We start from the raw sequence: 13,817 nt of genomic DNA on the forward strand, positions 1-13,817 counted from the left end.
TAATGCAACTTTCCAGCGTGCTGGCGGGCACGGCCGCATACTGGATATAATCCCAGTACCAGTGTTCCAGCCCGCACCCGATCAGTCATGGTTCCGCCACGCCGTATTGCCCATCTCGACATGGATGCGTTTTTCGCGTCGGTGGAACTGCTGCGCTATCCGGAGTTGCGGGGCTTGCCGGTGGTGGTCGGCGGCGGCTCGCGGCACCAGCCCGTGCTGCAGCCGGACGGCACGCGCCGCTTTTCCAGGCTGCGCGACTATGCCGGCCGCGGCGTCGTCACCACGTCCACCTATGAAGCCCGGGCGCTGGGCGTGTTTTCGGCAATGGGCACGATGAAGGCGGCGGCGCTGGCGCCCGAGGCGATCCTGCTGCCGACCGACTTCGAATCGTACAAGCGTTATTCGCGGCTGTTCAAGGCGGCCGTGGCCGCCATCGTGCCGGAGATCGAAGACCGTGGCATCGACGAGATCTACCTCGACCTCACGGACCAGCCCGAAGAAACGCGCGCACTGGGCATGCGGCTGAAGGCGGCCGTGCACGAAGCGACCGGGCTGACATGCTCGATCGGCATCGCGCCGAACAAGCTGCTGGCCAAGATCTGCTCGGACCTGGACAAGCCGGACGGGCTGACGGTCGTGTCGTTCGACGACGTGCCCACGCGGATCTGGCCGCTCTCCGCGAAGAAGATCAACGGCATCGGCCCGAAGGCTTATGCAAAGCTGACGTCGCTGGGGATCGAGACCGTCGGCCAGCTGGCGCAGGCCGATCCGAAGCTGCTGCAGGAACACTTCGGCCTCAATTCCGCCGAGTGGCTGCACCGCGTGGCGCACGGTCACGACGAGCGCGAAGTCGTCACCCGCTCCGACCCGAAGGGCGTGAGCCGCGAGACGACGTTCGAACGCGACCTGCATGCGAAGCACGACCGCGACGCCTTGTCCGAGATCTTCACCCGCCTGTGCACGCGGCTGTCGGAAGACCTGCACCGCAAGCGTTTCGCCGGCCGCACCGTGGGCATCAAGCTGCGCTATGCCGATTTCCGCACCGTGACGCGGGATGTGACGCTGCCGTCGCCCACGGCCGATGCCGCCGCCATCCGGCGCGCCGCCGGCGAGTGCCTGCGGCGCGTGCCGCTCGACCAGCGGCTACGCCTGCTGGGCGTGCGGGTCAGCGCGCTGGTACCGCTCGACGAGGCCGCGCAACACCGGGTGGGGAAGCAGGGGGAGCTGTTCCCAACGTGAGCATGCGGTCAGGGGATCGGTGCGATACGCAGGTGGGACAACACGGCGTCGTACCACTGCGGGGTAACGTCCCCCGCCAGCGTATAGATCGTATTGCTGCCGTCGACGACGATCTGCACATATTGCGTATCGCCTGTGGCAGCTTCGATCCAGTACACATGCAGCTTGCCTTTCGATGCCTTTGTGTACCGTATGGCACGCTCGATGCCTTCCGCCTTGTAGGCCGGAATATACGGCTCTTCGCTGCCCAGCGTGTCGAAGAACTGCCGGGCGCTGGTCGCGTGATCGATGGCGGGGTATTTGCCAATGACTTTCTCACGGCTGGTCGCGAACAGCAGCAGCGCCCGCCGTGGTCCTCCCGGCGGCAGGAAATGCAGTCCGGGTGCATTGGCAAAAGTAAACAGTCGCCCCATCATGGCAACGGGCAAACGCAGCTCCAGTTCTTCAAACTGAACGGTCATGCATTCCGGACAATCGGTCACTCGCGGCCATGTACGGGGTTCGAGCATGGTGGCCGCGGCCGAAGAAAGGGCGAAGCCCCATGCTATCGCCAGTAAGGCTGTTCTGGTTCCGTTCATGCGCGCATCCTCATCCGTGACGATGCAAGGCCCTGCGAGGCCAGCTCCAGTGTCGTACGCCAGTTGAGAATCACCTTTCGTGCGCATGTTTGAGATAGTTTTGCACGGGAGGTGGCGAATGCCGCTCGACCGACGTTCATGGCCAGCCATAGTACCGAGGCTCTTCCGGTTGGAGGTTTCGGAACCCAAACGAAAGCCTGTGAGCAATTGCGTGTCTCTAACAGCATTTTTTCAACGACTTCAGCTACCGCGTCGTTAACCTGTCCATCCCATACGGGGTAGATTCCAGCCAATCGATAAAGCGACTGGATCATCTCTTTCACTACCCGTTCATTCTGCTCTCGTGCCATGTCATATCTCCGTCATTGGATTGAAAGGTCAAGCGTAGTTGCTCGACATTAATAGACGGGTTCGACTCGGCATTGGCGGTAATCAAACTCCACAGTCGATTTATTCGATTGCGTGCGGATCCATGCGCATGAACAGGCTCCGCCATGCCGCGATTTTACGAAGATCGCGATGGCTCGCCTGCTGGGCCGGGTGTAGAATGATGGGCTTTGCAACGCGTCAGAACAAGGTCATTTGAGCATGTGGTTCAAGAATCTACAGATCTACCGACTGCCCGCTCCGTGGGCGTTTTCCCCTGAAAAACTCGAAGAAGCGCTGCGCCCCGCGGCGTTCACGCCGGCCAGCAGCAACGAGATGCTGCGCCAGGGCTGGGACTCGCCGCGCGGCAACGAGTCGCTCGTGCACGTTGTGAACCAGCAGATGCTGCTGCTGCTGGGCACGGAGAAGAAACTGCTGCCGTCCACGGTGGTGAACCAGGTGGCCAAGGCCCGTGCCGCCGAGATGGAAGAACAGCAAGGTTTCGCTCCCGGCAAGAAGGCGATGAAGGAACTGAAGGAGCGCGTGCACGACGAACTGCTGCCGCGCGCCTTCACGATCCGCAGCAATGTGTGGACGTGGATCGATCCCGTCAACGGCTGGCTGGTCGTCGATGCGGCGAGCCCGGCCAAGGCCGATGAGGTCATCAAGCTGCTGCTGAAGGCGGTCGACCGCATGCCGCTGGAAAGCCTGCGCGTGCAGCGCTCGCCGGTGGGCGTGATGACGGCCTGGCTGCAGGATGACGAGGCACCGGCCGGCTTCACCGTCGACATGGATACCGAGCTGCGCGCCACCGGCGAAAGCAAGGCCGCCGTGCGCTACGTGCGCCACACGCTGGAGCCGGAAGAAGTGCGCCGCCACATCGCCGCCGGCAAGCAGTGCACGCGCCTGGCAATGACGTGGGAAAGCAAGATTTCGTTCGTGCTGACCGAGTCGCTGGCGATCAAGAGCGTCAAGCCGCTCGACGTGCTGAAGGAAAACGATGCCGTCACCCGCAACGACGACGAGCGTTTCGATGGCGACTTCATGCTGATGACGGGCGAACTGTCGCTGCTGCTGCGCGACGTGGTCGAAGCCCTGGGCGGCGAAGCCGTCGCCTGAGCGCGGTAGCGGCTGTGCCGGATCGCGGTTTGCCCGATTATCCGGCGAACCGCGGTTTTTACTGCGGCCCCGATCGCCTATCGAAAATGCCCGGCAAGGTTACCGCCTTGCCGGGCATTTTTACGTCAGGCAACTGCGCGATTACATTGGCTGGAACACGCCCGCCGCGCGGTTCTTCTGCACGTTGTCCCACGCGAAGATGCGCCCGTTCATCGCCACGTACACGCCGGGCGGCAGGGCCTGGGCCACGCCGCAGGCAAAGCCCAGGTTGAACAGGGCGTCCGAGTTGTCGATCTCGTAGGGAATCATCGCGCCGGTGAAGACGATCGTCTTGTCGAGCACGGCGGGGCCCAGCACGGCGGCCGTTTCCTTCATCGTATCGGTACCGTGCACGATCACGATCGCCCGTTCCGGCGCGGCCTGGCACGCAGTCAGCACCCGCTCGCGGTCGGCATCGCCCATGTCCAGCGAGTCGAGCAGCGGCAGCAGTTCCAGCTCGACAGGCGCGGTGATGCGGGCGCGGGCGATGGCGGCGGGCAAGTGGCTGTCGGCGAAGCCCAGCGTGCCGTCCAGTTCGTTGTAGTGCTTGTCGAAGGTGCCGCCCGTGGCGATGATGCGCAAGGTCATGATGTTTCGGTAAGAATGGCAAAAGGGTTCAATGATAGCCCGCACTTGCGCCGGCCCGTCAACTAAAAAGTTTGTTTGCGCCTGTCTGGCAAGAAGGCACGTCGTTGAGTACACTTGGTTTTTTGCCTGCCAAGTGATGTCCGTGAAAGCGCTTGCACCCGGGACTGTCATCTTCCATCGCCACCGCGGCTATGGCGTGATCACGGCTGTCAACCTGCTGACGGGCTGGATCGCGGCCCGCTTCGGCAGCGAGTCGCGCACGCTCGACCTGAACCTTTCCACCGATGCCGTACAGTTCGCCGACGGCGAAGCGATCCTGTTCCGGCGCGCGCCGCCGGACCGCATGCCGCATGCGAGGCTGATGGCGGTGGTGCGTGCATTGCACGAAGCGGGCTACCAGAAGCTGTACCTGTATTCGTGGCCGAAGCCTTCGGGGCTGCACTGGCGCTGGCACCTGTTCACGGGCGCGCGCGACTGGATGCAGCGCTCGTGGCGCGAAGGCTGGTATGGCTCCGGCGCCGATTACAACGTCAATCCCGTGATGGGCTGGGGCGATTCGCCCGGTGCCACCACCGAAGAGCTGGTCCATGCGCTGGCCAGGTTCGATCCGCATGGCCTGGCGCAGGCGCTGGGCCGGGACGAAGACCACACCGCGTGGTTCGCCGGCGTCTGCGATGCGCTGCTGCCGGGCTACATGTACAGCCTGGACATGCAGCGGCCGCAAGGCGCGCCGCTGACGGACATGCCGCCGGTGCCCGTCGTGCCCGTGCGCGCCGGGCTGGCACCATACGAGGGCCCCGTCATCGGCTGGCCGCCCGGCTGGGCCGGGCTGTGGTCGAAGGTGCACGCGCTGCCCGCGCCGCGCATCAATCTCACCGGCATCCCCGAGGCCTGATCGCCCGCGGCTTTACGGCTCAGCCGTTACGCAGGTGGTTGCGGTAGTCCGGATTCAGGATCGTCCGGCACTCGCCATCGAAGAAGTCGACCAGGTTGCGGAACGCGTGGCTGAAGTACAGCTCGTAGCTGTCCTTCTCGACGTAGCCCAGGTGTGGCGTGGCCAGCACGTGCGGCATGCGCAGCAGCACGGACTCGGCCGGCAGCGGTTCGCTTTCAAACACGTCCAGCGCGGCGCCGCCGGGGCGGCCGGCGCGCAACGCCGCTTCCAGCGCGCCCTCGGCCACGAGTTCGGCGCGGCTGGTGTTGACGAACAGCGCGTTCGGTTTCATCCGCGCCAGGTCGTCCGCGGTGACGATGCCGCGCGTGGCGTCCGCCAGCCGCAGGTGCAATGTCAGCACGTCCGCCTCCTCGAAGAACGCCTCGCGCGACGCGGCCACGCCGTAGCCGTCGGCCACGGCGGCGGCGCGGCTGCCGTCGCTGCCCCATACCAGCACATTCATGCCGAATGCCCGGGCATAGCCGGCAACGAGCCTGCCGATCCTGCCGTAACCCCAGATCGCCAGCGTGCGCCCCTTCACGATCGTGCCGAGCGTGTTGAATGGCTGGCTGGTGGACACGGTCTGCCACGTGCCGCCCTTCAGGTTGGCCGCATACGGCACGATCTTGCGCCGCGCCGCCATGATCAGCGCCCACGTGAGCTCGGCCGGTGCGGTGGGGGAGCCCACGCCTTCCGCAATGGCGATCCCCAGCTCCGTGGCGGCGGCCACGTCGATGTGGCCGCTCACCTTGCCGGTCTGCGAAATCAGCTTCAGGTTCGGCAGCCTGGCCAGCAGCGCGCGGCTGAGCGTCGTGCGCTCGCGGATCAGCACGAGGGCATCGAATGGCGCCAGCCGGGCCACCATCTGTCCCAGGCCGCGCGCCGGGTGATTGAATACTTTTACGTCATGACTGTCGAGAAGCGCAAAGCAGTCCAGTTCGCGTATGGCATCCTGGTAATCGTCGAGAATGGCAATTTTCATGGGAGTTAGATGAAATTCCTTTTGAATTAGTAGCTAGTTAACGGGATTGTGAATATCTCGAATAGCTTACTACTTTGGTCAAGCTTTTTTCCTACATTTTTGTCGGAAAGGTTTGGGGGCAGGTGTACAATCGGTCAAGCCGTTGAGCGAAAGTGATGAGCTCCGGAAACAAATAGTTCCATCTCCTGTTGTAGCGCTCACAACTGCGCCGGGAGCGCGCCCTCGAGCCATCGAATTTCCATGCTCGGGCGCACCGACAGACCGCCGTGTAACGCCGAAGCATTCAAGATGCCTTTCCGAGCGCAAGCCAAAAGCTGACGACGATCCTGCCGTGCCAGGGACCAAGACAGAATTCTTAATTGGCATTGGAGGTAGTACCCATGAACCAACCTGTGATGGAGGGCGTTGCTGCGATGAACGCACCAGCTTACATCAAACATCAAAAACTGATCAATTGGGTGGCCGAAGTGGCCGCGTTGACCCGGCCCGACCGTATTTACTGGTGCGACGGCTCGCAGGAAGAGTATGACCGCCTGTGCGCCGAGATGGTGGCCGCCGGCACGATGAAGAAGCTGAACGAGGCGAAGCGCCCGAACTCCTACCTGGCCTGTTCCGATCCCACCGACGTGGCGCGCGTCGAAGACCGTACCTTCATCTGCTCGGCGAAGAAGGAAGAAGCCGGCCCGACCAACAACTGGATCGACCCGAACGAAATGCGCGGCACGCTGAACGGCCTGTTCGACGGCGCCATGGTCGGCCGCACGCTGTACGTGGTGCCATTCTCGATGGGCCCGCTAGGCTCGCCCATCGCGCACATCGGCGTGGAACTGTCCGACTCGCCTTACGTGGCGGTCAACATGCGCATCATGACGCGCATGGGCAAGGCCGTGTACGACGTGCTGGGCACGGACGGCGATTTCGTTCCGTGCGTGCACACCGTGGGCGCGCCGCTGGCCGCCGGCCAGCAGGATGTGGCATGGCCATGCAACAAGACCAAGTACATCGTGCATTTCCCGGAAACCCGCGAAATCTGGTCGTACGGTTCCGGCTACGGCGGCAATGCGCTGCTGGGCAAGAAGTGCTTTGCGCTGCGCATCGCCTCGAACATGGGTTACCAGGAAGCGCAGCAGGGCGGCAAGGGCTGGCTGGCCGAACACATGCTGATCCTGGGCGTGGAATCGCCGCAGGGTCAAAAGCACTACGTGGCCGCGGCGTTCCCGTCCGCATGCGGCAAGACCAACTTCGCCATGCTGATCCCGCCGGCAAGCTTCAAGGGCTGGAAGATCACCACGATCGGCGACGACATCGCCTGGATCAAGCCGGGCGCCGACGGCCGCCTGTATGCGATCAATCCTGAAGCCGGCTACTTCGGCGTGGCCCCGGGCACGAACGAAAAAACCAACTTCAACTGCATGGCTTCGCTGAAGGAAAACGTCATCTTCACCAACGTGGCGCTGACGGACGACGGCGACGTGTGGTGGGAAGGCATGACCAAGGAAGCGCCGGCGCACCTGATCGACTGGCAGGGCAACGACTGGACGCCCGCTTCCGGCACCAAGGCCGCCCACCCGAACGCGCGCTTCACGGTCTCGGCCGTGCAGAACCCGGTGATCGATCCGGCATGGGACGATCCGGCCGGCGTGCCGATCTCGGCCTTCATCTTCGGCGGCCGCCGTTCCACCACGGTGCCGCTGGCAACCGAGGCGCGCGACTGGGTCGAAGGCGTGTACATGGCCGCCACGATGGGCTCGGAAACCACCGCCGCCGCCGCCGGCCAGATGGGCGTCGTGCGCCGCGATCCGTTCGCGATGCTGCCGTTCATCGGCTACAACATGAGCGAATATTTCCAGCACTGGCTCGATCTTGGCAAGAAAGTGTCCGCGACCAACCCGGCCGCGCTGCCGAAGATCTTCTGCGTCAACTGGTTCCGCACCGACGAGCACGGCCACTTCGTCTGGCCTGGTTTCGGCGACAACATGCGCGTGCTGAAGTGGATGCTGGAACGCATCGAAGGCACCGCGGGCGGTATCGAAACGCTGTTCGGCACCACGCCGCGCTACGGCGACCTGCACTGGGACGGTATCCCGTTCTCGCCGGAAGAATTCGAGACGATCACGTCGATCGACAAGGATGCCTGGCGCGAAGAGCTGAAGCTGCATAGCGAACTGTTCGACAAGCTGGCTTACCGCCTGCCGCAGGAACTGCTGGACAACAAGGCCAAGCTGGAACAACGCCTGGCCGTGTAACCGCGGGCCGGTTTCAAAAGTCGGCACATTGAAGCGCGCACCGTTGGTGCGCGCTTTTTCGTTGGTGCGCGCTGGTTGCCTGGTGCGCGCGATGCGGGAAAACTCTGCCATCCGAACGAATCGGACGCGCACCCGCGCGGTGTAAGATGCCGCCAGCATTCAACCCTTTGGAGATCAGCATGCAAGGTCATGAACCCGGCCGTCCACCCGCGGACGCCAGCCAGCTCGACGACGATACCCTCGCGTTCGCCCGCAAGGTGTTCCAGATGGCCCGCGGTGGCGAAACAGAAGCGTTGACCACGCTGCTGGAGCAGGGCATGCCGGCGAACCTGCGCAACGAACGGGGCGACAGTTTGCTGATGCTGGCCAGTTACAACGGGCATCCCGACACGACCACGGCGCTGCTCGAACGGGGCGCCGATCCGGAGCTGCAGAACGACGCCGGCCAGAGCCCGCTGATGGGCGCCGCGTTCAAGGGCGACCTGGCGATCGCCACGCTGCTGCTCGACCATGGCGCGCAGCCCGACGGTCCGGGCCGCGACGGCAAGACACCGCTGATGTTCGCCGCCATGTTCAACCGGGTGGACATCGTGCGCCTGCTGCTCGCGCGGGGTGCCGATCCGTTCGCGGTCGACGCCGCCGGCGTGTCGGCCCTGGATGCGGCGCAAAAAATGGGCGCCGCCGACACCCATGCGCTGCTGGCGGCGCTGCCACGACAATAAGCCGTGCAGCCGGGCACATGGCCAGCCACCGGCGGGCCATTCACCAGGCAGCTCAGGCGCCGCCCAGCTTGCTCAGCGCAAACGCTGCCAGGAAGCCGGCCACGGTGATCAGCCCGGCGAAATCGTGCGCTTCCTCGAACGCTTCGGGAATCATCGTGTCGGCAAGCATCGCCAGGATCGCCCCGGCCGCCACGGCGGTCGTGGCCGCGATGACTTCCGGCGAAAAATGCTGGAACACGGTGTAGCCGACCAGCGCCGCCGCGCCCGATGACAGCGCGATGCCGCCCCAGATAATGAAGATATATCGTGCCGAATGGCCGGCCCGCTTCATGCCGGCGGCGCTGGACAGCCCCTCGGGAATATTCGACAGGAAAATCGCCGCCACGGTGACAATGCTGACCGCGCCGCCCTTCAGCAACGACAGGCCGATGACGATCGATTCCGGTATGCCGTCCATCAGCGCACCCACCGCCAGCGCCATGCCGCTGCCTTCATCCGGCTTGCGCCCGGTCGAGCGCTTGCGGTGCTTGGCGCCGAACGACGTCAATATCCGGTTGGCCGCCGTGTAGACAATGGCGCCGCCGAGGAAACCGGCCGCGGTGGCGTTGAAGCCGCCGTGGCGGAACGCTTCGTCCATCAGGTCGAACGACAATGCCGAGATCAGCACGCCGCTGCCGAACGCCATGATGGCGGCGATCAGCCGTTGCGGCACCGCGATGTAATAGCCCGCGCCGGCACCCAGCAATAGCGCGGCGCCCGCCACGCATCCCCAGAAGCCCGCCTGGGCCCACAGTGCGATACCGTCCATTCGTCTCCCATGTTGTTTGCCGATTTTCCCGGCTTTACCGGTTTTACCATAGGCCAATTGTCCGGCTATTCAGGGGATGATGCCGTTCGCTGGGCCACCCTGGCAATTTTTCTTGAGGTTTCGCACGCGTGTGCTAAAGTTGACGCATGACGAAAAGCGAATCGACCTACGCCACCATCATCGACGCGGCAATGGACATGGCCGCCGCCGAAGGGATCGGCAAGCTGTCGCTGGGCGAACTGGCCAAGCGTACCGGCATCAGCAAGAGTGGCGTGTTTTCGCGGGTCGGCTCGCTGGAGGCGCTGCAGGGCGCGGTACTGGACGAATACGACCGCCGCTTTGCCGAAGAGGTCTTCCTGCCGTCGCTGCAGGCGGCGAAGGGGTTGCCCCGCCTCGTCATGCAGGTAAACCTGTGGCTGAAGAAGGGCAGCAGCGAGGCGCCGCGCGGTGCGTGCCTCTACATGGCGGGCGCCTTCGAGTTCGACGACCTCGACGGGCCGCTGCGCGACCGGGTGGAGGAGGGCGTGGCGCGCTGGCGCGCATCGCTGCGCAAGACCGTGCTGCAGGCGATGGAGGCGGGCCATTTGCGGCCCGATACCGATCCCGAACAGCTGGTGTTCGAGATCTACAGCCTGATCATCGGCGTGATGCACGACGTGCGCTTCCTGCGCGACGAGGCCGCGCCGCGGCGGATGCATAGGGCTTTCAACCGCCTGATTTCGACGTACAGGAGTTTCAACGAAGTGGAATAGCCGCACCACGCGGACGGGCCGTGCCCGCCCTTTTTTTGATGCTGTTTCGCACAGGTGTGCGAAAAGTCGGATTGAACGAGGAGGCTGTCATGGTCGCTCTGTGGTTGCTGGTGCTGCCCGTCGCCGGGCTGGGGTGGTATGTGGTGGCCGATGCCGTGCGCGCTGTCCCGAAGTGCAACGAGGATTTCACCTTTTACTGAAGGGCAGGCGAAAAAAAGCCGGCTTCAGTGAAGCCGGCTCCCGGGGTATCGGCCGAAGATTATTTCTGCTTCAGCAGCGGCACCAGGTACTTGCCCGTCACGCTGTCCGGATTCTTCGCCACCTCTTCCGGGGTGCCGGTCGCGATGATGCGCCCGCCGCCGGCGCCGCCCTCGGGGCCCAGGTCGACGAGCCAGTCGGCGGTCTTGATCACATCGAGGTTGTGTTCGATGATCACGAGCGTGTTGCCCTGGTCGCGCAGCCGGTGGATCACCTTCAGCAGCAGGTCGATGTCGTGGAAGTGCAGGCCGGTCGTCGGTTCGTCGAGGATGTACAGCGTGCGGCCCGTATCGCGCTTGGACAGTTCCAGCGACAGTTTCACGCGCTGCGCCTCGCCGCCCGACAGCGTGGTGGCACTCTGCCCCAGCTTGATGTAGCCCAGGCCCACGTCCAGCAGCGTGTGCAGCTTGCGCGCGATGGTCGGCACGGGCTTGAAGAACTCGTGCGCGTCTTCCACCGTCATGTCCAGCACCTGGGTGATGTTCTTGCCCTTGTAGTGGACTTCGAGCGTTTCGCGGTTGTAGCGCTTGCCGTGGCACACGTCGCACGGCACGTACACGTCCGGCAGGAAGTGCATTTCCACCTTCAGCACACCGTCGCCCTGGCACGCCTCGCAGCGGCCGCCCTTCACGTTGAACGAGAAGCGGCCGGCGCTGTAGCCCCGTTCCTTCGCTGTCGGCACCGTGGAGAACAGGTCGCGGATCGGCGTGAACAGGCCCGTGTACGTGGCGGGATTGGAGCGCGGCGTGCGGCCGATCGGCGCCTGGTCGACGGAAATCACCTTGTCGAAATGTTCCAGGCCGCTGATCGACTCGTGTTCCGCCGGCTCCGTCTGCGAACCGTACAGGTGGCGCGACAGGGCCGGATACAGCGTATCGTTCACCAGCGTCGATTTGCCGGAACCGGAAACGCCGGTCACGCACGTGAGCAGGCCGACCGGCACCGACAGGGTCTGGTTCTTCAGGTTGTTGCCCTTGGCGCCGGTGATCACCAGCTGGCGGTTCGGGTCCGCCACATGGCGCTTCTTCGGCACCTCGATGCGCATGGTGCCGTTCAGGTACTGCGCCGTCAGCGATTCCTTGTTCTTCAGGATATCCTTCAGCGAACCGGACGCGATCACGTCGCCGCCGTGCACGCCGGCACCCTTGCCCATGTCGACGATGTAGTCGGCGGTGCGGATCGCATCCTCGTCATGCTCCACCACCAGCACGCTGTTGCCGATGTCGCGCAGGTGCTTCAGCGTTTCGATCAGGCGGTCGTTGTCGCGCTGGTGCAGGCCGATCGACGGTTCGTCGAGCACGTACATCACGCCCGTCAGGCCGGAACCGATCTGCGAGGCCAGGCGGATACGCTGCGCCTCGCCGCCGGACAGCGTGTCGGCAGAACGGTCCAGCGACAGGTAATCCAGGCCCACGTTGTTCAGGAACGAGAGGCGCGAGATGATTTCCTTGACGATACGGTCGGCGATGTCGCGCTTGGCGCCCTTCAGCTTCAGCTGCTCGAAGAACGACAGCGTGTCGCGCAGCGGCTTCTCGGCGATCTCGTAGATCGCCTTTTCCTGCTTGCCGGTGCCCACTTTCACGTGGCGCGCTTCCACGCGCAGGCGCGCGCCTTCGCAGGTGGGGCACTTTTTCTCATTGATGAACTTGGCCAGTTCTTCCTTGACGGCCATCGAGTCGGTTTCGCGGTAACGGCGCGACAGGTTGTTGACCACGCCTTCGAACGCGTGCTCCTTGACGACCGCGCGGCCGCGCTCGTTCACGTACGAGAACGGGATCGATTTGTTGCCGGAACCGTGCAGCACGGCGTTCTGCGCGGTGTTGGACAATTTCTCGAACGGCGCATCGAGGTCGAAACCGTAATGCGTCGCCAGGCTCTGCAGCATCGAGAAGTAGAACTGGTTGCGGCGGTCCCAGCCTTTCACGGCGCCGGAGGCGAGCGACAGGTTCGGGAACGCCACGATGCGCTTCGGATCGAAGAACTCGATATGGCCCAGGCCATCGCATTCCGGGCAGGCGCCCATCGGGTTATTGAACGAGAACAGCCGCGGCTCCAGCTCCTGCAGCGAATAGCCGCAGCTGGTGCAGGCGAACTTGTTCGAGTACACGTGTTCGGTGCCGGCATCCATGTCGTAGGCCACCGCGCGGCCGTCGGCCAGGCGCAGCGCCGTCTCGAAGCTTTCCGCCAGGCGCTGCTTGATCTCCGGATTCACTTTCACACGGTCGATGACCACGTCGATCGTGTGCTTTTCCGTTTTCTTCAGCTTCGGCAAATCGTCCACTTCGTAGATCTTCGCCTCGTGCGTGCCGCTCTGCACGCGGAAGCGCACGAAGCCATGCGCCTGCATCTGCTCGAACAGGTCCACGTGCTCGCCCTTGCGGTTGGCCACCACGGGCGCCATGATCATCAGCTTGGTGCCTTCCGGCATGGCCAGCACGGCATCGACCATCTGCGACACCGATTGCGCCGACAGCGCATGGTCCGGGTGGTTGATGCAGTACGGCGTGCCCACGCGGGCATACAGCAGGCGCAGGTAATCGTGGATTTCCGTCACGGTGCCGACAGTGGAGCGCGGGTTGTGCGACGTGGCCTTCTGCTCGATCGAGATGGCCGGCGACAGGCCTTCGATCAGGTCCACGTCCGGCTTTTCCATCAGCTGCAGGAACTGGCGCGCATACGCCGACAGCGATTCGACGTAGCGGCGCTGGCCTTCGGCGTACAGCGTATCGAACGCCAGCGACGACTTGCCGGACCCGGACAACCCGGTGATCACGATCAGCTTGTTGCGGGGCAGGTCGAGGTTGATGTTCTTCAGGTTGTGCGTACGCGCGCCGCGAATGCGGATTTCTTCCATGAATGTATGTGCCTTGAATGCGAGGAAACGACAGGGACGGCCAGCCTGGAGCGATCGCCCGCTCCCGCTTCATGCCACGATGGCAAGGGGCGGGGGCGGCTTTCCGGAGACCCAAGTTAGCCACAATGCTGGCGTTCGATTCGATTTCAAGGTCTCGTGACAGTTTTGATCAAGTCAGGACAAGAACGAGCCGTGGCCGGCAAATACTGTATATAATACCAGTATTCAAAATCTGCTGCTCGCACGCTTGTACATACCGTGTGCGGTGTGGTGCATAGTGTGAGCCCGGCGTGTACACAACAGCACGCATGCCATGCGAAATTCGTCCATCG

The 13,817-nt window shown here is 63.8% G+C and carries 12 protein-coding genes; 6 read left to right on the forward strand and 6 right to left on the reverse strand.

Annotated elements, in window-relative coordinates; all coding sequences use genetic code 11:
• The first annotated feature begins 87 nt into the window (after positions 1 to 87).
• The gene (gene dinB / locus GJV26_RS14700; RefSeq protein ID WP_155709460.1) at positions 88 to 1,239 is read left to right on the forward strand and encodes a DNA polymerase IV; all 1,152 of its coding nucleotides are present in this window, start codon (positions 88 to 90) and stop codon (positions 1,237 to 1,239) included.
• An 8-nt stretch (positions 1,240 to 1,247) separates the two neighbouring features.
• Here the strand turns inward: dinB and GJV26_RS14705 are convergent, their stop codons facing one another.
• Both GJV26_RS14705 and GJV26_RS14710 read right to left on the reverse strand, forming a co-directional pair.
• On the reverse strand, positions 1,248 to 1,817 hold the full coding sequence (locus GJV26_RS14705) for a hypothetical protein (protein ID WP_155709461.1): 570 nt from the start codon (positions 1,815 to 1,817) through the stop codon (positions 1,248 to 1,250).
• Positions 1,814 to 2,167: a hypothetical protein gene (locus GJV26_RS14710; RefSeq protein ID WP_155709462.1), complete on the reverse strand. Its 354-nt coding sequence runs from the start codon at positions 2,165 to 2,167 to the stop codon at positions 1,814 to 1,816. The genes GJV26_RS14705 and GJV26_RS14710 overlap by 4 nt, the downstream gene beginning before the upstream one ends.
• A 238-nt stretch (positions 2,168 to 2,405) precedes the next feature.
• Between GJV26_RS14710 and GJV26_RS14715 the strand changes: the two genes are divergently transcribed.
• Positions 2,406 to 3,302: a recombination-associated protein RdgC gene (locus GJV26_RS14715; protein WP_155709463.1), complete on the forward strand. Its 897-nt coding sequence runs from the start codon at positions 2,406 to 2,408 to the stop codon at positions 3,300 to 3,302.
• A gap of 141 nt (positions 3,303 to 3,443) precedes the next feature.
• Here the strand turns inward: GJV26_RS14715 and GJV26_RS14720 are convergent, their stop codons facing one another.
• Positions 3,444 to 3,929, reverse strand: a complete 486-nt coding sequence (locus GJV26_RS14720) for an asparaginase domain-containing protein (protein WP_155709464.1) — start codon at positions 3,927 to 3,929, stop codon at positions 3,444 to 3,446.
• 142 nt (positions 3,930 to 4,071) lie between these two features.
• Here GJV26_RS14720 and GJV26_RS14725 point away from each other — a divergent pair, with 142 nt between their 5' ends.
• Positions 4,072 to 4,824, forward strand: coding sequence for an L-asparaginase (locus GJV26_RS14725; RefSeq protein ID WP_189441615.1), 753 nt, complete (start codon positions 4,072 to 4,074; stop codon positions 4,822 to 4,824).
• A 19-nt stretch (positions 4,825 to 4,843) separates the two neighbouring features.
• Here GJV26_RS14725 and GJV26_RS14730 read toward each other — a convergent pair whose 3' ends face one another.
• Positions 4,844 to 5,845: a D-2-hydroxyacid dehydrogenase family protein gene (locus tag GJV26_RS14730; protein ID WP_155709466.1), complete on the reverse strand. Its 1,002-nt coding sequence runs from the start codon at positions 5,843 to 5,845 to the stop codon at positions 4,844 to 4,846.
• A 380-nt stretch (positions 5,846 to 6,225) separates the two neighbouring features.
• Between GJV26_RS14730 and GJV26_RS14735 the strand changes: the two genes are divergently transcribed.
• Together GJV26_RS14735 and GJV26_RS14740 are read left to right on the forward strand one after the other, a co-directional pair.
• The gene (locus GJV26_RS14735; RefSeq protein WP_155709467.1) at positions 6,226 to 8,091 is read left to right on the forward strand and encodes a phosphoenolpyruvate carboxykinase (GTP); all 1,866 of its coding nucleotides are present in this window, start codon (positions 6,226 to 6,228) and stop codon (positions 8,089 to 8,091) included.
• 179 nt (positions 8,092 to 8,270) lie between these two features.
• On the forward strand, positions 8,271 to 8,813 hold the full coding sequence (locus GJV26_RS14740; protein WP_155709468.1) for an ankyrin repeat domain-containing protein: 543 nt from the start codon (positions 8,271 to 8,273) through the stop codon (positions 8,811 to 8,813).
• A gap of 52 nt (positions 8,814 to 8,865) precedes the next feature.
• Here the strand turns inward: GJV26_RS14740 and GJV26_RS14745 are convergent, their stop codons facing one another.
• A complete protein-coding gene (locus tag GJV26_RS14745) occupies positions 8,866 to 9,621 on the reverse strand; it encodes a ZIP family metal transporter (protein WP_155709469.1) in 756 nt (251 codons plus the stop codon).
• Positions 9,622 to 9,767: 146 nt separating this feature from the next.
• Between GJV26_RS14745 and GJV26_RS14750 the strand changes: the two genes are divergently transcribed.
• Positions 9,768 to 10,373 (forward strand): TetR/AcrR family transcriptional regulator, encoded by a 606-nt coding sequence (locus GJV26_RS14750; protein WP_155709470.1) that lies wholly within the window; start codon positions 9,768 to 9,770, stop codon positions 10,371 to 10,373.
• Positions 10,374 to 10,632: 259 nt separating this feature from the next.
• Here GJV26_RS14750 and uvrA read toward each other — a convergent pair whose 3' ends face one another.
• On the reverse strand, positions 10,633 to 13,485 hold the full coding sequence (uvrA, locus tag GJV26_RS14755) for an excinuclease ABC subunit UvrA (protein WP_155709471.1): 2,853 nt from the start codon (positions 13,483 to 13,485) through the stop codon (positions 10,633 to 10,635).
• Positions 13,486 to 13,817: the final 332 nt, after the last annotated feature.

Source organism: Pseudoduganella dura, from assembly GCF_009727155.1.
GTDB classification, from domain to species: Bacteria; Pseudomonadota; Gammaproteobacteria; order Burkholderiales; family Burkholderiaceae_D; genus Rugamonas; species Rugamonas dura.